The sequence below is a fragment of the Pseudoxanthomonas sp. SE1 genome, from assembly GCF_029542205.1.
Lineage (GTDB): Bacteria > Pseudomonadota > Gammaproteobacteria > Xanthomonadales > Xanthomonadaceae > Pseudoxanthomonas_A.
On the sequence record NZ_CP113783.1, the window covers coordinates 571,496 to 591,972 of the forward strand.

A 20,477-nucleotide genomic window follows, 5' to 3' on the forward strand; every position below is an offset into this window, starting at 1 on the left:
CGGGCGTCGCGCCGCATGGCTCAGTCGCGCAGTTCCGCCACGTAACACTGCGCCTGCATCTGATCGAGCACGGCCTGCGTCGCCGCCTGGGTGGACACGCCACGGCCGCCGGTGGCCAGGTCGTTCGTGAAGACCTGTGCGTTGAGCGCGCCATCCACGGCCCGTTCGATGCAGTCGGCTTCCTCGTGCAGGCCCAGGGAATGCCGCAACAGCAGCGCGCAGCTCAGGATGGTCGCGTAGGGATTGGCGACGCCCTTGCCGGCGATGTCGGGCGCGGACCCGTGGATGGGTTCGTACAGGCCGACCTTGCCGTCGCCCAGCGAGGCGGAGGGCAGCAGGCCCAGCGAACCCGCCAGCATCGAAGCCTCGTCGGTCAGGATGTCACCGAACATGTTCTCGGTGACGATCACGTCGTACTCGCGCGGCTTCGCGAGCAGGTGCATCGCCATCGAGTCGACCAGCTGGTGCTCCAGCTTCACGTCCGGGAATTCCTCCTGGCCGATCCGCGTGGCCACGTCGCGCCACAGGCGCGAGGTTTCCAGCACGTTGGCCTTGTCCACCGATACCAGCTGGCTGCGGCGCTGGCGCGCCAGCTTGAAGGCGCTGCGCACCACGCGCTCGATCTCGGTCACGCTGTAGCTGCACAGGTCGCTGGCACCGCGCGCGTCGCGGGTCTTCTCGCCGAAATAGATGCCGCCGGTCAGTTCGCGCACCACCACGATGTCCACGCCGGTCAGCAGGTGCGGCTTGATCGGCGAGGCGTTCAGCGCGGCCGGATGCGGGCGCACCGGGCGCAGGTTGGCGAACAGGCCCAGGCCCTTGCGCAGCGCCAGCAGACCCTGCTCGGGGCGCACCTTCGCGTTCGGGTCCGACCACTTCGGGCCGCCCACGGCGCCCAGCAGCACGGCATTCGCCTGCTGGCAGCCCTGCAGCGTGGCCTGCGGCAGCGGTTCACCGTGGCGATCGATGGCGATGCCGCCGATGTCGTATTCGTGGAAGTCGAACGTGTGGCCGTGGCGGCGCGCCAGTGCGCGCAGCACGGTGACGGCGGCGGCGGTGACTTCCGGGCCGATGCCGTCACCCGGCAGGAGAGCGATGTCAGCGTGCATGGCGGGTGGCCTCGTAGTGTTCGATGTCGGGGTGGCGGGCCAGCAGGTAGCCCAGTTCGTCCACGCCTTCCAGCAGGCAGGTCTGCGCGAAGGCATCCAGCGGGAACGTGAAGACCGAGCCGTCGGGCGCGCGCAACGCCTTGCTCGCGATGTCGACCACCAGCTCATCGTCCGGCCTCTGCATCAGCGACTGCACGATTTCCTCCGGCAGCACGACCGGCACCAGGCCGTTCTTCAGGCTGTTGTTGCGGAAGATGTCGGCGATCTCGCTGCTGACGATGGCGCGCAGGCCGAGGTCGGTCAGCGCCCAGGGCGCATGTTCGCGCGACGAACCGCAGCCGAAGTTGCGGCCTGCCAGCAGGATGCTGCGCCCGGTGTTCTCCGGCTGGTTGAACGGGAACGCCGGGTTCGGCGAACCATCCGCCTGCCAGCGCCAGTCGTTGAAGGCGTTCTTGCCCAGACCGGCGCGCTCGGTCGTGGACAGGAAGCGTGCCGGGATGATCTGGTCGGTATCGATGTTGGTCTGCGCCAACACCACGCTCTTCGAGCGCAGTTCGCGGAAGCCGGGCATCACGCCACCTCCTTCCGCGCATCGAACAGCGCGCGCGGATCGCTGACGCGCCCGTTCACCGCCGCCCATGCGGCCGTCAATGGCGATGCCAGCAGCGTGCGCGCACCCGGCCCCTGGCGGCCCTCGAAGTTGCGGTTGCTGGTGCTGACGGCCAACTGGCCCGGCGCGACCAGGTCGCCGTTCATCGCGATGCACATCGAGCAGCCCGGCTCACGCCATTCGGCCCCCGCGTCGCGCACGACCTGGTCGATGCCTTCGGCTTCCGCGTCGCGCTTGACGATTTCCGAGCCCGGCACGACCAGCATGCGCACGCCCGCGGCGACCTTGCGGCCGCGCAGCACCTGCGCCACTTCGCGCATGTCGCGCAGGCGGCCGTTGGTGCACGAACCGACGAACACCACGTCGACCGGCGTGCCTTCCAGCGTGTGGCCTGCACTCAGGTGCATGTAGTCCAGGCCTTTCTGCGCGGCCGCATCCGCGGGCGCCGGAATCAGCGCATCCACCGCGATCGCGGTGCCCGGATGCGTGCCCCAGGTCAACGTCGGGCGGATGTCGGCGGCGTCGATGCGCACCTCGGCATCGAACGTGGCGCCGTCCTCGCTACGCAGCGTGGTCCAGTACGCCACGGCGGCGTCGAACGCGTCGCCCTTCGGGCCGCGCGGCGTCTTCGCTACCCAGTCGAACGTGGTCCGGTCCGGCGCCACCATGCCGGCGCGGGCGCCGGCTTCGATCGACATGTTGCACAGGGTCATGCGCTGCTCCATGTCCAGCGCCTCGATGGCACTGCCACGGAACTCGATGACATGGCCGGTGCCGCCGTTGACGCCGATCACGCCGATCACGTGCAGCACGATGTCCTTCGCGCCGACGCCCGGTGCAAGCGCGCCGTCCACGGTGATGGCCATGGTCTTGGGCTTGCGCTGCAGCAGGCATTGCGTGGCCAGCACATGGCCGACTTCACTGGTGCCGATGCCGAACGCCAGCGCGCCGAAGGCGCCATGCGTACTGGTGTGGCTGTCGCCGCAGACGATGGTCATGCCGGGCAGGGTGAAGCCCTGTTCCGGCGCGATGACATGCACGATGCCGCGGTTGGGCGAAGCCATGTCGAACAACTCGATGCCGTGTTCGGCGCAGTTGCGCGCCAGCGTCTCCACCTGCGTTTCGGCGGCCTGCGTGTAGTACGGCAGCTTCCCGTCCGGCCCAGCCGGCAGGGTCGGCGTGGAGTGGTCCATCGTCGCCTTGGTGCGGTCCGGGCGACGCGGTGAGAGCCCGCGCGCGGCCAGCTCGGTGAAGGCCTGCGGCGAGGTGACTTCGTGGATCAGGTGCAGGTCGATGTACAGCACGGCGGGCGCCGCATCGGTCTCGGGGACGACGACGTGGGCGTCCCAGAGTTTGTCGAACAGGGTGCGGGGTGCGGTCATGCGGGGGTTCCGGTGGTTCATGGTGATGTATCGATCAATGCGACGCCTCACTCTCTCGTCGTCATCCCGGCGAAAGCCGGGATCCAAGTTGCTGTTGCCTGACTCGCTGAGCAAGAAGCAAAGAGCACAATGGATTCCGGCTTTCGCCGGAATGACGGTTCAAACTCCCTAGGCGGCCGCTGCTTCCTGCTTCTCTATGCGGCGCTGGCGCAGCAGCCGGTTGGCCACGTCCAGCCAGGCCAGCGCACTGGCCTCAATGATGTCCTTGCTGGTGCCGGTGCCCTCGTACTCTTCGCCGTCGCAGCGCACCGACAGGCTGGCTTCGCCGCGTGCATCGGCGCCGATGCCGACGCTGTGCACCTGGTAGCTCTCCAGCTGCAGTTGCACGCCGGTCGCGGCGGCGAGAGCGCTGAACAACGCATCGACCGGGCCATTGCCCTGTGCGGTTTCGGAGATGCGGTTGCCGTCCGGATCCGACAGCTCGACCAGCGCGTTGGCGCGGCTGCCGACGTCGCTGATCGTCATCGAAGACAGCCGGTAGCCATCGCTGACCGCCGCATCCTGCATCAGCGCCTGCAGATCGGCGTCGCCGACCACGCGCTGCTTCTCGCACAGCGCCTTGAACTGTTCGAACACCAGCTTCAGTTCGTCCTCCTCCAGCCAGTAGCCCAGCGCGCGCAGGCGTTGCTCGACGGCGGCACGGCCGCTGTGGCGGCCCAGCACCATCTGCGACGACGGCCAACCCACGTCCTGCGGCTGCATGATCTCGTAGGTGCCGCGGTGGCGCAGCATGCCGTGCTGGTGGATGCCGGATTCGTGCGCGAACGCATTCGCGCCGACGATGGCCTTGTTGCGCTGGACCGGCATGCCCACCAGGCGCGACAGCAGCTGCGAGGTCGGCACGATGCGGCGCGTATCGATGCGCGTGTCCAGGTTGTAGAAGGCGTTGCGGACCTTCAGCGCCATCACCAGTTCCTCGATCGCGCAGTTGCCGGCGCGTTCGCCGATGCCGTTGATCGAGCCTTCCACCTGGCGTGCGCCACCCTCGATGGCGGCCAGTGAATTGGCGACGGCCAGGCCCAGGTCGTTGTGGCAGTGTGCGCTGAACACGACCTTGTCGGCGCCCGGCACGCTGGCGATCGCGCGTTCGAACATGCCGCGGATTTCCTCCGGCGTGGTGAAGCCGACGGTGTCCGGCAGGTTGATGGTGGTCGCACCGGCGGCGATGGCGGCCGCGATGGCCTCGTGCAGGAAGTCTTCCTCGGTGCGGGTCGCGTCCTCGGCCGAGAACTCGATCTCATCGACGTGGCCGCGCGCCAGGCGCACGTGCGTGTCGATGGACTGCAGCACCTGCTCGCGGCTCATGCGCAGCTTGTGCTCGCGGTGCAGCGGGCTGGTCGACAGGAACAGGTGCAGGCGCGGCTTCGCGGAGGCCGACAGCGTCCGCAGCGAGGTCTCGATGTCGCCGGGCAGGCAGCGCGACAGCACGACCAGCGTGGTCTCGCGCAGTTCGCGCGCGATCAGCGCATGCGCCTCGCGGTCGGACTGCGAACTGGCGGGGAAGCCGGTTTCGATGGCATCGACGCCAAGGTCGGCGAGGCCACGGGCCATCACCACCTTCTGTTGCGGCGTCATGCTGCAACCCGGGGATTGTTCGCCGTCGCGCAGGGTGGTGTCGAAGATGCGGATCTGCGCGGGAGCGGATGCGGTTGGTGTGTTCACCAGATGGTTTCCTCGTGTACTTCTGTTTCCAGGGCGGCGGCCGGAGTACGGCGCGCGCCGGTCTTGATGGGGGATCTGGGCGTGGCCGCGCGTGGCGTGGCGCGGCCGTGGGCAAGCGAGGGTTCGCCCTCCACGGTGCGCCGGCGCGGCTTGCGCGGCGGTCGGGGGCGCACGTCGGACAGCAGTTGCGCGAGTACCGTGGCGTCGATGTTACCGCCCGAGACGACGGCGCACTTGCGCTTGCCGGCCACGCGACGACCGGCGGCCAGCGCAAGCGCACCGGCACCTTCGGCGATCAGGTGCTCTTCCAGCGCCAGCCGCACCAGCGTTTCGCGCAGTTCGGCTTCGCGCACGGTGACCACGTCGTCGAGCAGCTGCGTGCACAGGCGGCGGGTGATGAAGCCCGGCACCTTCACCCGCACGCCGTCGGCCAACGAGGCGACCGGGTCGACCAGCGAGACGTCGCCCTTCATCGCGCGGATCATCGAATCCACGCCCTCGACCTGCGCGCCGACCACGCGCACGCCTTGCGACTTCAACGCCAGCGCCACGCCCGAGGCCAGGCCGCCGCCGCCGATCGGGACGATGACGACGTCGGGCGTGAAGGGGGCGATCTCGATGCCGACCGTGCCCTGGCCGGCGATCACGTCGGGGTCGTCGAAGGCGGACAGGAAGCGGTAGCCGTTCTGTTCCGCGAGTTCCTTGGCGAAGGCGAAGGCTTCGTCGTAGCTGTTGCCGTGTTGCCTAACCGTGGCGCCCCAGTGCGCCACGCCGGCGATCTTGGTGGCCGGTGCGCCATGTGGCATCACCGTGATGGCCTGCACGCCCAGGCGGTAAGCGGCCCAGGCCAGGCCTTGCGCATGATTGCCGGCGGACGCGGCGATGACCGGACGCTGGTCGCCACGCTCGCGCGCTGCCAGCAGCGCATTCAGCGCGCCGCGGACCTTGTACGACCCGGTGCGCTGCAGGTTTTCCAGTTTCAGCATCACGCCGAAGCGTTCGGCGTGGTGCATCGGGGTCGGCGGCAGGTAACGGCGCAGCCGCGCCTGCGCCGCCAGCACGTCGGCCACGGTGACGACGACGTCGCCTACGTCGGGGTCGGTGCTGGCGGTGGCGCGGCCGGCGTCAGGCATCGCGGCACGGGTGCGGCTGATGTCGAAGAAGACGCCTCCGGACCACGACGTCCGCGTTGGCGGGCGTGGCCTTCATGCGGCGCGGTCCTGGTGGCGACGATCCCTGCTCAGTTCCTGCACGGCACTGAAGGACAGTTCCTCGACGTCGTAGATCTTCAGCAGCTGCTGGCGCAGGGTTTCAGGTGCGCGGGTGCTGTCGATCACCAGCGCCAGCGCCCAGTAGCCTTCGCCGTCGTGGGTGGCGTGCACCGCATGGGGCGGGAAACCGCGGCGCTCGATCATGCCCAGCACGCGCACCAGTGCGCCCTCGGCAGGTTTGAGCTTCAGTTCAAGCCGGTAACGCATTCTTCTTCTCCGGTCCGTCGGCCGCGACGGCAGGCTCGGCGGCGACCTTTGCGGGATTGGCGTCCAGCATCGAGCTGTTGGCGTGGTTCGGCGGCACCAGCGGCCAGACGTTGGCCTTGATGTCGATGGTGACGTGCAGCAGAGCCGGTCCGGGCTGGGCCAGCAGGTTGGCCAAGGCGCCTTCGACTTCATCGCGCAGGCTGATGTGGTGCGCGGGAATGCCGAACACGCGGGCCAGCGCGGCGAAGTCCGGGTTGTCGGACAGGTCGATCTCGCTGTAGCGCTCGGAGAAGAACAGCTCCTGCCACTGCCGCACCATGCCCAGCGCGCTGTTGTCGATCAGCACGATCTTCACCGGCAGCTTGCAGCGGGCGATGGTCGCCAGCTCCTGCACGTTCATCATGAAGCCGCCATCGCCGTTGACCAGGATGACGGTGCGGTCGGGACAGGCGAACTGCGCGCCCATCGCCGCGGGCAGGCCGAAGCCCATCGTGCCCAGCGCACCGCTGGTCAGGTGGTTGCGCGGATGGGTGAACTTGCAGTGCTGCGCCACCCACATCTGGTGCTGGCCCACGTCGCACGCGACGATCGCGTCAGCCGGTGCCACCTCGCTCAGCCGTTTCAGAAGGCCGGGCGCGTAGATGTCGGTACCCGGGGCGTCGTAGCGGAAGCCGAAGCGCTCACGGTTGCCCAGGCAGTGCCTGCGCCACTCGTCGCACGTGCTGCGTGCCGCCTTCAGCGCCTTCAGGCTGGCGGCGATGTCGCCCGGCACCGCGATGTCGGCGGTCCGCAGTTTGCCGATCTCGTAGGCATCGGCATCCACGTGCAGCACGCGGGCGAACGGCGCGAACTCGGCCAGCTTGCCGGTGGCGCGGTCGTCGAAGCGCGCGCCGACCACGATCAGCAGGTCGCATTCCTGCGTGGCCATGTTGGCCGCGCGCGTGCCGTGCATGCCCAGCATGCCCAGGTAATGCGGGTGGTTCGCGGGCAGGGCACCCAGGCCACGCAGCGTCAGCACGGTGGGGATCTTCGTGGCGTCGACGAACTGGCGGAACGCATCGACCGCGTCGGCGATGCCGATGCCGCCGCCGCCGTAGATCAACGGCTTCTCGGCGCCTGCGATGGCCGCCAGCGCATCGGCCAGCTTCGCGTCGTCCGGTGCCGGCAGCGGATCGACGCTGGCTGGCACATGGTCGGGCAGGTGCGAGGCGTCGGACATCTGCACGTCCTTCGGCAGGTCGATCAGCACCGGGCCGGGACGACCTTCGCGCGCGATGCGGAAGGCTTCGCGCACCATGGTCGGCAGGTCGTCCACGCGCCTGGCGACGAAGCTGTGCTTCACGATCGGCAGGGTCAGGCCGAACACGTCCAGTTCCTGGAACGCGTCGGTGCCCATCAGCGTGGTGGCGACCTGGCCGGTCAGGCAGACCATCGGCACCGAATCCAGCATCGCGTCGGCGATGCCGGTGACCAGGTTGGACGCGCCGGGGCCGGAGGTGGCCACGCACACGCCGACCTTGCCGCTCGCGCGCGCATAGCCGTTCGCCGCCAACGCGGCGCCCTGCTCGTGCCGCACCAGAATGTGCTTGAGGTTGGAATCCACCAGCGCGTCGTAGAACGGCATGATGGTGCCGCCGGGATAGCCGAACAGCGTGTCCACGCCCTCGGCTTCCAGGGCGTGGGCCAGCCAGCGGGCGCCATTGCGTGGGGCAGTGGCCGCGGCGGCGTTCATGCGGCGGCCTGCTCGTCTGTATCGGGTTGCGCGGCGTTGGCCTGCAGCCACACCATCTTCGCGCGCAGCTCCTTGCCGACCTTCTCGATCGGGTGGTCCTTGTCCGCCTGCTGGAACTTCTTGTAGTTCGGCAGGCCGGCGTCGTATTCGGCCTGCCAGTTGCGGGTGAAGGTGCCGTTCTGGATGTCGGTCAGCACGTCCTTCATGCGCGCTTTCACCGAGGCGTCGATGACGCGCGGGCCGCTGACGAAGTCGCCGTACTGCGCGGTCTCGGAAATGAATTCCAGCATGCGGGTGATGCCGCCTTCGTAGAACAGGTCGACGATCAGCTTCAGTTCGTGCAGCACTTCGTAGTAGGCGATCTCCGGCTGGTAGCCGGCTTCCACCAGCGTCTCGAAGCCGGCCTGCACCAGCGACGAGGCGCCGCCGCACAGCACGGCCTGCTCGCCGAACAGGTCGGTCTCGGTTTCTTCCTTGAAGGTGGTCTTGATGATGTTGGCGCGTGCGCCGCCCAGGCCGCCGGCATAGGCCAGCGCGAACTGCTCGGCCTTGCCGCTCCTGTCCTGGTAGACGGCGTAGATGCAGGGCACGCCGCGACCGATCTCGTACTCGCGGCGCACCAGCGCGCCCGGGCCCTTCGGCGCGACCAGCACCACGTCCAGGTCGGCGCGCGGTTCGATCATGCCGAAGTGCACGTTGAGGCCGTGCGCGAACAGCAGCACGGCGCCCTGCTTCATGTTGGGCGCCAGCACGTCGGCGTAGAGCTTCTTCTGCACCATGTCCGGCGTCAGCACGGCGACCAGGTCGGCGTCCTTCACCGCATCGGCCGGTGCCTTCACCACGAAGCCATCGGCTTCGGCCTTCGCTTCGGTCGGGCCGCCCGGGCGCAGGCCGACGGTCACGTCGAAGCCGGAATCGCGCAGGTTCAGCGCGTGCGCACGGCCCTGGCTGCCGTAGCCGACGACGGTGATCTTGGGTTGCGGGAGAGCGTTGGCGGTGGTCATGGAGCGGGATTCCTGGAGGTTGAGGTGAAGGGAAAGGCTCTTAAACAAAAAACCCCGCACTTCTCAGTGCGGGGTTTTGCGAATCTGGCGTTGTCTGTTGCTTACGCGCCGGTCCGTCCCGCAGTTGTGGGCGAGGTAATAAGGACGAGTACGAGGACGGAAGCCGCAGCGGGTGCGGTCGGGTCGGTCATCGTGGGCGTGTGGCGCTGCAACATGCGGCAAGGGAAACATGCCGCTGCGAAGCGTGTCAAGCGGTTTTCCCTCCTTTGCGACGATCGGATGATTTCAGTCGATATGGTTGCAACTGAAACCGTGGAAACGCAGCAGAATCAAGGCTTCCCACGTCATCGCCGCACTGCTGGATTTCATGCCCGAGTACCGCTCCAGAACGTCCACCCACGGTCGCAACATGGCCGGTGCCCGCGCATTGTGGCGCGCCACCGGCATGCAGGACGCCGACTTCCACAAGCCCATCGTCGCCATCGCCAACTCCTTCACCCAGTTCGTCCCGGGCCATGTGCACCTCAAGGACCTGGGCCAGTTGGTGGCGCGCGAGATCGAGCGCGTCGGCGGCGTGGCCAAGGAGTTCGACACTATCGCGGTGGACGACGGCATCGCGATGGGCCACGACGGCATGCTGTATTCGCTGCCGTCGCGCGAGGTCATCGCCGACTCCGTCGAGTACATGGTCAACGCGCATTGCGCCGACGCGCTGGTGTGCATCTCCAACTGCGACAAGATCACGCCCGGGATGCTGATGGCCGCGCTGCGGCTGAACATCCCCACCGTGTTCGTGTCGGGCGGGCCGATGGAGGCCGGCAAGACGCGGCTGTCCGAGCACAAGCTCGACCTGGTCGACGCGATGGTCATGGCGGCGGACCCGAACGTATCCGACGAGGAGGTCGCCGCGGTCGAGCGAAGCGCATGCCCCACGTGTGGCTCGTGCTCCGGCATGTTCACCGCCAACTCGATGAACTGCCTGACCGAAGCGCTGGGCCTGTCGCTGCCGGGCAACGGCACGGTGGTGGCCACGCATGCGGATCGCGAACAGCTGTTCCTCCGCGCCGGGCGCGTGGCGGTCGAACTCTGCCACCGCTGGTACGGTGCGGAAGATCCCAGCGCTTTGCCGCGCGGCATCGCCACGTTCGAAGCGTTCGAGAACGCGATGACGCTGGACATTGCGATGGGCGGTTCCACCAACACCATCCTGCATCTACTCGCCGCCGCGCAGGAAGGCGAGGTGCCGTTCGACATGCGCGACATCGACCGCCTGTCGCGACGCGTGCCGCAGCTGTGCAAGGTGGCGCCGAACACGCAGAAGTACCACATCGAAGACGTGCACCGCGCCGGCGGCATCATGGCGATCCTCGGCGAACTCGCACGCGGCGGCTTGCTGCACACCGAGGTCCCGACCGTGCACGCGAAGACACTGGGCGACGCGATCGCGAAGTGGGACGTCGCCACCAACCAGGACGAATCCGTCGCCACGTTCTACAAGGCCGGGCCGGCCGGCATCCCCACCCAGGTCGCCTTCAGCCAGGCCACGCGCTGGCCATCGCTGGATACCGACCGCGCGGAAGGCTGCATCCGCAGCGTCGAACATGCGTTCTCTCAGGAAGGCGGCTTGGCCGTGCTCTACGGCAATATCGCGGTCGACGGCTGCGTGGTGAAGACGGCCGGCGTGGACGAGTCGATCCATGTCTTCGAAGGCACGGCGCGCGTGTTCGAAAGCCAGGACGCAGCGGTGGCCGGCATCCTCGGCGATGAGGTGAAGTCCGGCGATGTCGTCGTGATCCGCTATGAAGGCCCCAAGGGCGGGCCTGGCATGCAGGAAATGCTGTACCCGACCAGCTACCTGAAATCGAAAGGACTCGGGAAGCAATGCGCGCTGCTGACCGACGGGCGTTTTTCCGGCGGCACCTCCGGGCTGTCGATCGGGCATGCGTCGCCGGAAGCGGCGGCGGGTGGTGCGATCGGCCTGGTGCGCGAAGGCGACCGCATCCGCATCGATATCCCGCAGCGTTCGATCTCGCTGCTGGTCTCCGACGACGAACTGGCGACGCGCCGAGCCGAGCAGGACGCGAAGGGCTGGAAGCCCGCGCAGCTGCGCGCGCGCAAGGTCAGCACGGCATTGAAGGCTTACGCCTTGCTCGCCACCAGCGCCGACAAGGGCGCGGTACGCGACAAGCAACTGCTGGATGGTGTCTGATAGCGGGATGACCCGCGCCCTCTTCGTCATCGTCCTGTCGCTGTTGTCCGTCGTGCCTGCGTGGGCCCAGCAGGCGCCACCGCGCGCCTGGGTGATTGCCACCTACGCGTATCCGCAGCGTGACCGCGCTGCCGCGATCCAACCGCTGGCGGACTATCTGGGCCTGCGCGCCCGGCATCCGGTGCGGATCCGCCTGTTCGACTCGCCCACGGCGCTGGTCGATGCGCTGCGGCGTGGCGATGTCGATGTGGCCGTGCCCAATCTGCACGGGTATCTGCAGGCGCGGCGTGCGAGCGAACCCCTGACGGTCCTGCCGGTACCGCAGGTGCCCGCGCTGCAGGCGGACCGCTACCGCGCCGTGCTGATTGCCCGGCAGGGACTGGAAGCGCCGGGTGAACTGGAACGGCAGGCGCAGACGTTGCGTCTGGTTCTGGTCGGTCGCGATTCGGCCTCGGGCGGCTTCGTGCCGGTGCGTGAACTGCGCCGCCGGGGTCTGGAACCGACGACCGCCTTCGCCCATCTCACTTACGTCGGTTCGCACGCGGCGGCACTGGGGGCAGTGGCGTCCGGCGAAGCCGACGTGGCTGCGCTCGCGGCCGATGTCTACGACGCAGGTCGCCCGGCCGGCGTGGTCGAGCTCTGGCGCTCCGATCCCATTCCGCCTGGCCCGCTGCTGTGCCGGCCCGCGGCCGATGTGCCGTGCCAGCAGTTCACGGTCTGGCTGCTCGAGGCCCACGACGAAGCTCCCGCCGTGATGGCCGCGCTGCGGGTGGGCTGGCCCGAGTTTGGCGATGCGCAACGCTTCACCATGCCGGTGCGGGAACTCCTGGATGCCTTGATGATGCAGGTCAAACCCTAGTCAGTGCGCAGCCGGACCGATGTGCCGCGCCAGGAAGGTCTCTAGCGTCCGGTAGAACGCGATGTTGTTGGCGTCGGCATGGAAGCCGTGGCCCTCACCGGGCACCGCCATCCATTCCGGCGCGCGCCCGGCGCGTTCCAGCGCCGTCTGCATGGCTCGGGCTTGGGATATGGGGGCGCGCTCGTCCAGCTCTCCATGCACCAACAGCACCGGTGCTGTGATCTGTGCGGCCAGCGTCGTGGGTGAAGCCGCCACAAGTGCCGCTTCATCGCGACCGATAGTCCGCACGAGGTAGTTGTTGCCGGATTGCGTGCTGCGGATGTCGCCCTTGGCGTACATCATCTTCAGGTCGTACACGCCAGCCAAGCCGGCCGTGCACTTGATCAGGTCCGGCGCCCGCGCCGCCAGCATCAGGGCCGAATAAGCACCGAAGCTGGCACCGTACGCACAGACTCGGCTTCCATCCGCGTATCCCTGTCCAATGGTCCAGCGCAGGCCATCCAGCAGGTCGTCCTGCACCCGCGTGCCCCACTTCAGGTAGCCGGCCTCCTCGAAAGCGCGCCCACGTCCGCCCGAGCCGCGATAGTTCACCTGCAGGACCAGGTAACCACGGCTCGCGAGGAACTGCGCATCCTGGTCGAACGCCCAGTCGTCGCGGATCGCATGCGGGCCGCCGTGCGGCATCACCACGGTCGGCAGGCCGGCAGGCGTGGCGACGCCGGCCGGCAGGGTCATGAACCCTTCCAGTTCCATGCCATCGCTCGCGCGGAAGCGGATAGCGCGACGCTCGCCCATCCGGGCGGCATCCAGGCCTTCGCGGCTTGAGAGCAGCAGCGACGCCTTGCCTTGCGCGCGGTCGAAGAGGTACCAGCTGCCCGGGTCGCGGTCGCTGAAGGCGTACAGCAACGAACGATTGCCGTCGCGGCTGTGGTCCACGTAGGCGACGTAGTGATCGGGAAAGCTGTTGGACAGCGCGTCGTGCAGTTGCGCATCTGGCGACTGGGCGTCGAAGTAGATCGCGCGCGGTTTTCCGTCGGCGATCACGGCGGCGAAGGGCTGCATGGGGGTCGCGCCCCATTCGATGTCGGAGACGCTGCGGAGCGGGTGCTGGGCCAGCACGCGGCGGTCGCGACCGTCCGGCGTGGACACGACCAGCGTCGACGGGCCGCTATTCACGGACTGCAGCGCGTATAGCTGCGAGCCATCAGCGTTGAAGGCGTAAGGCGTCCACACGGTATCCGCCGAATCGGAGGCGGCGGGAGTCCAGTTTCGGCCCTGCGCATCGGCGATGAACAGCACCTGCCGGTCGTTGTCGTCCACGCCCGCAGCGAACCTGGGCACGCCCTGCCGATCCAGCGTGAAACGCAGGTCCTTGACGTCGATGTCGGCGACCAGGCGCCCCGTGGCGTTGCCGGCATCTACGTCGTAAAGCTGGGAGCGTTGCGTGCCGCGCGACAACCGTCGCATGTAGAAGCGGCCATTGGGCGTCGCGAGCAGGCCCTCGATGTAGCCGAAGCCGGCTTCGATGCCCGCCGTCCGTAAAGTCTGCTGATAGCCGAACAGGTACTTCTGGTTCTTGCCGTCGGCGTCGGTCGCGATGATGTCGCCCATGGGGACGGGGGCCTCTCGTGATCCCACTTGTCGCCCTTTTGCCAACACCAGCCGGTTGTCGCTGACCCACGCGACTTGGGTCGGAAGTTCGTATCGCGGCAACCGGAGCAGGGCAGTGCGCTGCATGTCGTCGGTGCGGTGGACCATCAATGCATGATGACCGTCGCCCAAGTCGGCCGTGATCGCCAGGTGAGTGCCATCCGGCGAAAGTCGTGGTGAGTGGAGCCGGTTGGCGGCGGCGAACGTCTCTATCGGTACGAGGGCCTCGGCGCCGGCTGGCGCGATGCATGCGGTCAGCAAAACCCCAATGGCGGCCCACATGGTGAATCCCATCATCCTCTCGTTCCTGTCCGGTGGCACTGATGCCAAGGATATCCCGGTCGTCGGAGTGCTGAAGGGAGCCTGCGGCGTCGCGGGCCGGCTTGTGGTCTAATTCGCCCCGAAGCGGGGGTATCGCCGGCCTGGCCGGTGATTGAGACAGACCCTTCGAACCTGATCCGGTTGAGACCGGCGTAGGGAAGCTTCGCAGGCTGCGCCGTGTTGCCGTGTCGTCCCCCTGGGCCCGCCATCCGTCCGCCGCCGCGCCGCCGCTTCGTCCGTGATGCGATTCCCTCGCGTCGCATTATGCGAATCCCTCGCAAGAGCCCGCACATCCAGGTGCGGGGATTCAAAAAGGACGAAGCCGATGAATGCCATTCCCAAGCCCGCCACCGACCTGTTGCAGCAGACCGGGCAACTTTCCGAATCCGTCACGCGTCCCATTCCCGGGTCTCGCAAGATCTTCGTCGAAGGCTCGCGCCCGGATATCCAGGTGCCGATGCGGGAGATCACACTGACGCAGACGCCGACCATCTTCGGGGGCGAAGAGAATCCGCCGGTCACCGTCTACGACACTTCCGGTCCCTACACCGACTCCAATGCGACCATCGACCTGGCCGCCGGCCTGCCCGCGCTGCGCGCGAAGTGGATCGAGGAGCGTGGGGATACGGAACAGCTGCCGGCGCTCAGCTCGGAGTTCGGCCGTTCGCGCGAAACCAATGCGAAGCTGGACAGCGTGCGCTTCCCCGGCCGCATCCTGCCGCGCCGTGCGAAGGCGGGCGCCAACGTCAGCCAGATGCATTACGCCAGGCGCGGCATCATCACGCCGGAGATGGAATACGTCGCCATCCGCGAGAACCAACGACTCGATGCGGTGCGCGATGCGATGCTGTTGAAGCAGCACCCGGGCGAATCCTTCGGTGCCAGCATCCAGACGTTCATCACCCCGGAGTTCGTGCGCGACGAGATCGCCCGCGGCCGCGCCATCCTGCCGAACAACATCAACCACCCGGAAAGCGAGCCGATGATCATCGGCCGCAACTTCCTGACCAAGATCAACGCCAACATCGGCAACAGCGCCGTCTCCTCCGGTATCGCCGAGGAAGTGGAGAAGCTGGTGTGGTCGATCCGCTGGGGCGGTGACACGGTGATGGACCTGTCCACCGGCAAGCACATCCACGAGACGCGCGAGTGGATCATCCGCAACTCGCCGGTGCCGATCGGTACAGTACCGATCTACCAGGCGCTGGAGAAGGTCGACGGCCGCGCCGAGGCGCTGACGTGGGAGATCTTCCGCGACACGCTGATCGAACAGGCCGAGCAGGGCGTGGACTACTTCACCATCCACGCCGGCGTGCTGCTGCGCCACGTGCCGCTGACGGCCAAGCGGGTGACCGGCATCGTCTCGCGTGGCGGCTCGATCATGGCCAAGTGGTGTCTGGCGCACCACAAGGAGAACTTCCTCTACACGCACTTCGAGGACATCTGCGAGATCATGAAGGCCTACGACGTAGCCTTCTCGCTGGGTGACGGCCTGCGCCCGGGTTGCATCGCCGATGCCAACGATGCCGCGCAGTTCGGTGAGTTGGAAGCGTTGGGCGAGCTGACCAAGATCGCGTGGAAGCACGACGTGCAGTGCATGATCGAAGGCCCGGGCCACGTGCCGATGCAGCTGATCAAGGAGAACATGGACAAGCAGCTGCGCGAGTGCGGCGAGGCGCCGTTCTACACGCTGGGGCCGCTGACCACCGACATCGCGCCGGGCTACGACCACATCACCAGTGCGATCGGTGCGGCGATGATCGGCTGGTACGGCACGGCGATGCTCTGCTACGTGACACCGAAGGAGCACCTGGGCCTGCCCAATCGCCAGGACGTGCGCGACGGCATCATGGCGTACAAGATCGCCGCGCATGCCGCCGACCTGGCCAAGGGCCATCCTGGCGCGCAGGTGCGCGACAACGCGCTGAGCAAGGCGCGCTTCGAGTTCCGCTGGGAGGACCAGTTCCACCTTGGCCTCGATCCGGAGAAGGCCAAGGAATTCCACGACGAAACCCTGCCGAAGGATGCGCACAAGCTGGCGCACTTCTGTTCCATGTGCGGTCCGCATTTCTGTTCGATGAAGATCACCCAGGACGTGCGCGACTACGCGGCCGAGCATGGCGTGGAAGAGCAGGCGGCGCTGGAAGCGGGGATGGCGGAGAAGTCGGCCGAGTTCCTGGCCCAGGGCGCGCAGGTGTATCGTCAGGGCTGACAGGTCCGGGTGGCGGGCATCCATCCGGCACACTCACGCGTAATGTTCACCGGGCGTCCGCCATCCTGGCGGCGTCCCGACAGGAGAACGAACATGGTCGGTTTCGCCTCTCATGCTGGTCGCTGGATGATGGCCGCCTGTGTCCTGCTGCTCGCGGCCTGCGCCACCGGCCCGCGCATCACCAGCGACGTGGACCCGTCCGCGAACTTCGCGCAGTACCGCAGCTTCGCCTTCTATTCGCCGTTGGCGATCGAGGCGCAGGGCTACGCCACCCTGACCAGCGGCCGTATCAAGAACGCGGCGCGGGCGCAGATGGAAGCGCGCGGCTACGTCTACGACGAGACCTCGCCCGACCTGTGGGTGAACCTCAATGCCTACATGCAGGAAAAGACCGATGTCGTGTCGATGCCGGAAGTCGACTACGACTACTACTACAGCTACCGCGCCCGTCGTTATGTGTCCGTGCCCTACTGGCGCGACCGCACCGAGGTCTACCAGTACACCGAGGGCACGATGAACGTGGATCTGGTGGACGCGGCGCAGAACCGGCTGGTATGGACGGGCGTGGCGGTCGGCCGCGTGGGCCGTGCCACGCCGGAAGAGCGGGCTGCGAAGATCGATGCCGCCGTGGCCGATATCTTCCTGCGCTACCCGTACCGCGCGGGCAGTGGCACGCCCGCGGTGTCGCCATGAAGGGGAATGGTGCAGGCCTCGCAAAGGCGGGCATAGGCTTCGGCACCGCGCTGGCCATCACCATCTCGTGGAGCGCGAACAAATCGCTGTTGTGGGCGGTGATCCATGGCGTGCTGTCGTGGATCTACGTGGTCTACTACGCGCTGGTCCATCACTTCAAGTGACGGTCGCCGCATGACGATGCCCTGGGCGTGGCTGCGCTGGATGGTGACGCTGCGTCGCCATCCTTCGGCGTTCCTGTTGATCGTGCAACTGGCGGGGATACTCCTGTATCCCGTGATGGAGGACACGCAGGCCGGCCGCGCGCTGTTCGGCGCCTTCGGCATCCTGGTGCTCGCGCTCGCGTTGTGGGTGGTCAACCGCAGCGCGGCGGTGAACTGGATCGCCTGGTCGCTCGCGGTGCCTGCGGTGCTGCTGTCGGTGTCGTCGGCCATCTTCGACCAGCCCACGCTCGGCATCTACGCCCACCTGCTGGAATGCGGACTGTATTTCTACACCGCGGGCAGCTTGATCGCCTACATGCTGCAGGACCACAAGGTCACCAGCGATGAACTGTTCGCCGCGGGCGCGACGTTCACGCTGCTCGCATGGGCCTTCGCCTTCGCGTTCTCGGTCTGCCAGCAGTGGTATCCGGGCAGCTTCACGGCGGCGGTGGATCCCACGTCGGCCCGCAGCTGGATGGAGTTGCTATTTCTGAGCTTCAGCCTGCTTTCCGGGGTCGGCCTGAGCGACGTGGTGCCGATCCAGCCCCAGGCGCGCGCGCTGGTGATGCTGGAGCAGTTCGCGGGCGTGATGTACATCGCCGTGGTGGTCTCGCGGCTGATCGGCCTGACGATCCTCAAGCAGCCGGTGCGCAGGGAAGGCTGAGTGTTCCAGGCAGGCAAAAAAATTCGCGCCCGGGGGCGCGAATGCTGGAACAGGTTGTAATAGGACGTCGGCGGGAGAGAGAGATTGCCTGTGATGTTCCCGTTCAGGGGGAACACGGCGGTCACTGTAAAATGCACCGCGACGGCGCGCTTTCCCCATGCTGTTCCTGCACTTTGCCGAATTTGCCGGATTGAACGATCCGGTCGGAGACAGGTATTCAGGCACATGACGGGATGAGGGTGCCGGCGCAGCATCCGCCCCCAACATGCCCCTACCTGCCGAGCCCCCCATCGTGCCCCCTGCCGAACACCTGAAGGTGGGCGAGTGCTTCGTCGATATCGCCCTGCGCGAGATCCGTGCGCCGGGTGCCCGCAAGCCCGCGCGCATCACGCCCAAATCGATGGGCGTATTGCTGGCGCTGGCCGATGCGCCTGGAAGGGTCGTCACCCGCGACACGCTGCTGGCCGTGGTCTGGCCCGACACGCTGCCGACCAACGACGTGGTCACGCAGGCCATCACCCAGTTGCGCAAGGCATTCGGTGAACGCGGCGATGGCCCGCGCTACATCGAGACCATCGCCAAGAGCGGGTATCGCCTGCTTGCGTCGGTGGAGTGGTTGCCGGCTGCGGGCGGGGACGCTCCATCGCACGATGCCGGTGAAGCTGTTCCTGCTTCTTCCGCGCCAGCCGCTGCACCTGTCGTCGCGCCGCCAGATGATGCAGCCCGACACGCGGTCGCGCCGGTTACGGTCACGGCCAGCGCAGGACAGGTCCCGGACGCCCGCTTGTTCCGTCGATGGGCCTGGGGTATCGGGCTGGGCGTACTGGCGTTGGGTGTCGCAGCGTGGGGGCTGTGGATGATGGTGACGCGCGGTGGACCGGTTCCGGCAGAGTCCGGCGTGCAGACACTGGTACCCGCACCGCGTCCGTATCGCCTGATCACCTCGGCGCCCGGATTCGAACTGTCACCGGCGCTGTCGCCGGACGGTTCGCAGGTCGCCTATCTCTCCAGCCTGACGGAGGAACTCGCAGGCACCGCGATCATGGTGCAGACCACCGAGCCGGCCCAGCCGCGCGCCCTGACATCGCCACCTGAAGGTGCATGGGACAGCAATCCGGAGTGGTCGCCCAGCGGCCGTGAGGTCGCCTTCCTGCGCCGCTTCCCCGGCAAGGACTGCCGGATCATGGCGGTCCAGGCCAGTGGTGGAGAGCCGCGCACACTCGGGATCTGCGATCCGAACAACCGGCCCAGTTTCGACTGGATGCCCGGCGGGGACGGGCTGGTGTTCAGCAGTCCGCTGACGGGCGCGGGCGAACCGGGCCTGCGCCTGCTGGAGCTCGCCACGGGGCGTTGGCGTGCGCTGGATTACGGCGCGAACGACGAGGATGTCGATACCGCGCCGCGCTATTCGCCGGACGGGAAGTGGATCGCCTTTGTCCGCAACACGCCGCTGGGCGACCTGTGGCGCATTCCCGCGGAAGGGGGCCGGGCAGAGCGCCTCACCCACCAGCGCGCGGAGTTGCGCGGCTGGGACTGGACCCCGGACGGCGAGGCCATCGTGTTCGGGCGCCGTGTCGACAGTCACACGCGCCTGTATCGCCTGACGCTGCAGGATGGCCGCATCGAGGATCTCGGCATCGAGGATGCGCAGACGCCGGCCATCGCAGCGCGCGCGGACCAGTTGGCGTTCGTGCAGCGCAAGCCGCAGTTCGGCGTGTACCGCATCAGCAGTGCGCCGGCGATGGACGGGAAGCTGCCCGTGCCGGAACGGCTGTTCCCTTCCACCGGTCGCGACACGCTGCCGTCGGTGGCGCCGGATGGTCGCCAGATCGTGTTCACCTCCGACCGCTCCGGCGACTACGCCCTGTGGTGGGCCGACATGGAACGCCCCGCGTCGTTGCGCCTGATCGAGGGTATCCATCCAGAGTCCCGCCACCTGCCTGCATGGTCGCCGGACGGCAAGCGGGTGCTTGTCGTCGGGACCGACGGCGCCGGGCACTATGGTCTGCACGAACTGGTCCCCGCCAGCGGGCAACTGCAGTCGCTGGCGGTGCCGGTGGCACTGGAGGACCTGCTGTTTGCGGCCTATTCGCCGGACCCGGCGCGGATCTTCGTGGTCGCCGGACGCGGGGACAGCCAGCAACTGGTGCTGTTCGACCGGAGCAGCACGCCGTGGCGACAGGTCGCCACCATCGAGGGGGTGTCGTTCGCGCGTCCCGATGGAGCACAGGGACGGATGCTGTTCACCCGGCTGGGTCGGGACGGGTTGTGGCAGGCAGACCTGTCGTTGTCGCCCGGCAGCATTCGCCAGATCGATGGCAATCACCCGGTGAGCCAGCGTTACCGCACCTGGACGGTCACCGAGGACGGCCAGGTCGAGTACCTCGAACAGCGGGCCGGGTGCTATGTCAGCCTGCGCCATATCGGCGCGGGACGTTCGCATCCCTCCCCCCGATGCCTGGAGCCGAACCACCTCTCCACGATCAATGGCTTCAGCGCACATGCGCGCACGCGTGTGGCGTACGTCTCAATGGCGATCAACGACGGGTCCGACATCGGCCTGCTTTCGTTGCGGCGCACGGCGGCGACGCCCCCTGCGCGGTTCTGGTAAGTCGCTGATCCGGAAAAA

General features: G+C 67.6%; 15 protein-coding genes, 1 pseudogene and 1 riboswitch. Of the genes and pseudogenes, 7 read left to right on the forward strand and 9 right to left on the reverse strand.

Going from position 1 to position 20,477, the window contains the following annotated elements:
* Positions 1-20 precede the first annotated feature (20 nt).
* From leuB to ilvC, 8 genes are all read right to left on the reverse strand, one after another.
* On the reverse strand, positions 21-1,109 hold the full coding sequence (gene leuB, locus OY559_RS02635) for a 3-isopropylmalate dehydrogenase (protein ID WP_277728578.1): 1,089 nt from the start codon (positions 1,107-1,109) through the stop codon (positions 21-23).
* Positions 1,099-1,680 (reverse strand): 3-isopropylmalate dehydratase small subunit, encoded by a 582-nt coding sequence (leuD, locus tag OY559_RS02640; RefSeq protein ID WP_277728579.1) that lies wholly within the window; start codon positions 1,678-1,680, stop codon positions 1,099-1,101. The genes leuB and leuD overlap by 11 nt, the downstream gene beginning before the upstream one ends.
* Positions 1,680-3,101 (reverse strand): 3-isopropylmalate dehydratase large subunit, encoded by a 1,422-nt coding sequence (gene leuC, locus OY559_RS02645; protein WP_277728580.1) that lies wholly within the window; start codon positions 3,099-3,101, stop codon positions 1,680-1,682. Before leuC ends, leuD begins: the two co-directional genes overlap by 1 nt.
* A 168-nt stretch (positions 3,102-3,269) precedes the next feature.
* Positions 3,270-4,823, reverse strand: a complete 1,554-nt coding sequence (locus OY559_RS02650) for a 2-isopropylmalate synthase (protein WP_277728581.1) — start codon at positions 4,821-4,823, stop codon at positions 3,270-3,272.
* Complete coding sequence (locus OY559_RS02655) at positions 4,820-5,956, reverse strand: threonine dehydratase (RefSeq protein ID WP_277728582.1); 1,137 nt, start codon at positions 5,954-5,956, stop codon at positions 4,820-4,822. The genes OY559_RS02650 and OY559_RS02655 overlap by 4 nt, the downstream gene beginning before the upstream one ends.
* A 72-nt stretch (positions 5,957-6,028) precedes the next feature.
* Positions 6,029-6,301, reverse strand: coding sequence for an ACT domain-containing protein (locus OY559_RS02660; RefSeq protein WP_277728583.1), 273 nt, complete (start codon positions 6,299-6,301; stop codon positions 6,029-6,031).
* The gene (gene ilvG / locus OY559_RS02665) at positions 6,285-8,033 is read right to left on the reverse strand and encodes an acetolactate synthase 2 catalytic subunit (RefSeq protein ID WP_277728584.1); all 1,749 of its coding nucleotides are present in this window, start codon (positions 8,031-8,033) and stop codon (positions 6,285-6,287) included. The genes OY559_RS02660 and ilvG overlap by 17 nt, the downstream gene beginning before the upstream one ends.
* The gene (gene ilvC / locus OY559_RS02670) at positions 8,030-9,037 is read right to left on the reverse strand and encodes a ketol-acid reductoisomerase (protein ID WP_277728585.1); all 1,008 of its coding nucleotides are present in this window, start codon (positions 9,035-9,037) and stop codon (positions 8,030-8,032) included. Before ilvC ends, ilvG begins: the two co-directional genes overlap by 4 nt.
* Before the next feature lie 367 nt (positions 9,038-9,404).
* Between ilvC and ilvD the strand changes: the two genes are divergently transcribed.
* Entirely contained in the window at positions 9,405-11,246 is a 1,842-nt protein-coding gene (gene ilvD / locus OY559_RS02675; protein WP_277729896.1) for a dihydroxy-acid dehydratase, read from the forward strand.
* Positions 11,247-11,253: 7 nt separating this feature from the next.
* Entirely contained in the window at positions 11,254-12,105 is an 852-nt protein-coding gene (locus OY559_RS02680) for a phosphate/phosphite/phosphonate ABC transporter substrate-binding protein (protein WP_277728586.1), read from the forward strand.
* On the opposite strand, the gene OY559_RS02685 is transcribed toward OY559_RS02680, so the two are convergent.
* A complete protein-coding gene (locus OY559_RS02685) occupies positions 12,106-14,052 on the reverse strand; it encodes an alpha/beta hydrolase family protein (RefSeq protein WP_277728587.1) in 1,947 nt (648 codons plus the stop codon). It lies immediately after the preceding gene.
* A gap of 100 nt (positions 14,053-14,152) precedes the next feature.
* A riboswitch (TPP riboswitch) is annotated at positions 14,153-14,253 on the forward strand.
* A gap of 148 nt (positions 14,254-14,401) precedes the next feature.
* Here OY559_RS02685 and thiC point away from each other — a divergent pair.
* The 5 genes and pseudogenes from thiC to OY559_RS02710 form a co-directional block, all read left to right on the forward strand.
* Positions 14,402-16,288, forward strand: coding sequence for a phosphomethylpyrimidine synthase ThiC (gene thiC, locus OY559_RS02690; protein WP_277728588.1), 1,887 nt, complete (start codon positions 14,402-14,404; stop codon positions 16,286-16,288).
* A 93-nt stretch (positions 16,289-16,381) separates the two neighbouring features.
* Complete coding sequence (locus OY559_RS02695; RefSeq protein ID WP_277728589.1) at positions 16,382-16,981, forward strand: DUF4136 domain-containing protein; 600 nt, start codon at positions 16,382-16,384, stop codon at positions 16,979-16,981.
* The gene (locus OY559_RS02700; protein WP_277728590.1) at positions 16,978-17,145 is read left to right on the forward strand and encodes a hypothetical protein; all 168 of its coding nucleotides are present in this window, start codon (positions 16,978-16,980) and stop codon (positions 17,143-17,145) included. The genes OY559_RS02695 and OY559_RS02700 overlap by 4 nt, the downstream gene beginning before the upstream one ends.
* 16 nt (positions 17,146-17,161) lie before the next feature.
* Positions 17,162-17,848 carry an ion channel gene (locus tag OY559_RS02705; RefSeq protein WP_277729897.1) on the forward strand — a complete coding sequence of 229 codons (687 nt, stop codon included), beginning with the start codon at positions 17,162-17,164 and terminating at the stop codon, positions 17,846-17,848.
* Between the two features lie 265 nt (positions 17,849-18,113).
* Positions 18,114-20,456 (forward strand): annotated as a pseudogene (locus tag OY559_RS02710) (winged helix-turn-helix domain-containing protein); the annotation flags it as partial.
* Positions 20,457-20,477: the final 21 nt, after the last annotated feature.

What these genes read in the sequence shown, in the direction of transcription:
- ilvD (WP_277729896.1), top strand. Translation starts at nt 9,405, where the DNA reads ATGCCCGAGTACCGCTCCAGAACGTCCACCCACGGTCGCAACATGGCC.
- leuD (WP_277728579.1), bottom strand. Translation starts at nt 1,680, where the DNA reads ATGCCCGGCTTCCGCGAACTGCGCTCGAAGAGCGTGGTGTTGGCGCAG.
- thiC (WP_277728588.1), top strand. Translation starts at nt 14,402, where the DNA reads ATGAATGCCATTCCCAAGCCCGCCACCGACCTGTTGCAGCAGACCGGG.
- OY559_RS02680 (WP_277728586.1), top strand. Translation starts at nt 11,254, where the DNA reads ATGACCCGCGCCCTCTTCGTCATCGTCCTGTCGCTGTTGTCCGTCGTG.
- ilvC (WP_277728585.1), bottom strand. Translation starts at nt 9,037, where the DNA reads ATGACCACCGCCAACGCTCTCCCGCAACCCAAGATCACCGTCGTCGGC.
- leuB (WP_277728578.1), bottom strand. Translation starts at nt 1,109, where the DNA reads ATGCACGCTGACATCGCTCTCCTGCCGGGTGACGGCATCGGCCCGGAA.
- OY559_RS02695 (WP_277728589.1), top strand. Translation starts at nt 16,382, where the DNA reads ATGGTCGGTTTCGCCTCTCATGCTGGTCGCTGGATGATGGCCGCCTGT.
- OY559_RS02705 (WP_277729897.1), top strand. Translation starts at nt 17,162, where the DNA reads ATGCCCTGGGCGTGGCTGCGCTGGATGGTGACGCTGCGTCGCCATCCT.
- OY559_RS02700 (WP_277728590.1), top strand. Translation starts at nt 16,978, where the DNA reads ATGAAGGGGAATGGTGCAGGCCTCGCAAAGGCGGGCATAGGCTTCGGC.
- OY559_RS02660 (WP_277728583.1), bottom strand. Translation starts at nt 6,301, where the DNA reads ATGCGTTACCGGCTTGAACTGAAGCTCAAACCTGCCGAGGGCGCACTG.
- leuC (WP_277728580.1), bottom strand. Translation starts at nt 3,101, where the DNA reads ATGACCGCACCCCGCACCCTGTTCGACAAACTCTGGGACGCCCACGTC.
- OY559_RS02685 (WP_277728587.1), bottom strand. Translation starts at nt 14,052, where the DNA reads ATGATGGGATTCACCATGTGGGCCGCCATTGGGGTTTTGCTGACCGCA.
- OY559_RS02655 (WP_277728582.1), bottom strand. Translation starts at nt 5,956, where the DNA reads ATGCCTGACGCCGGCCGCGCCACCGCCAGCACCGACCCCGACGTAGGC.
- ilvG (WP_277728584.1), bottom strand. Translation starts at nt 8,033, where the DNA reads ATGAACGCCGCCGCGGCCACTGCCCCACGCAATGGCGCCCGCTGGCTG.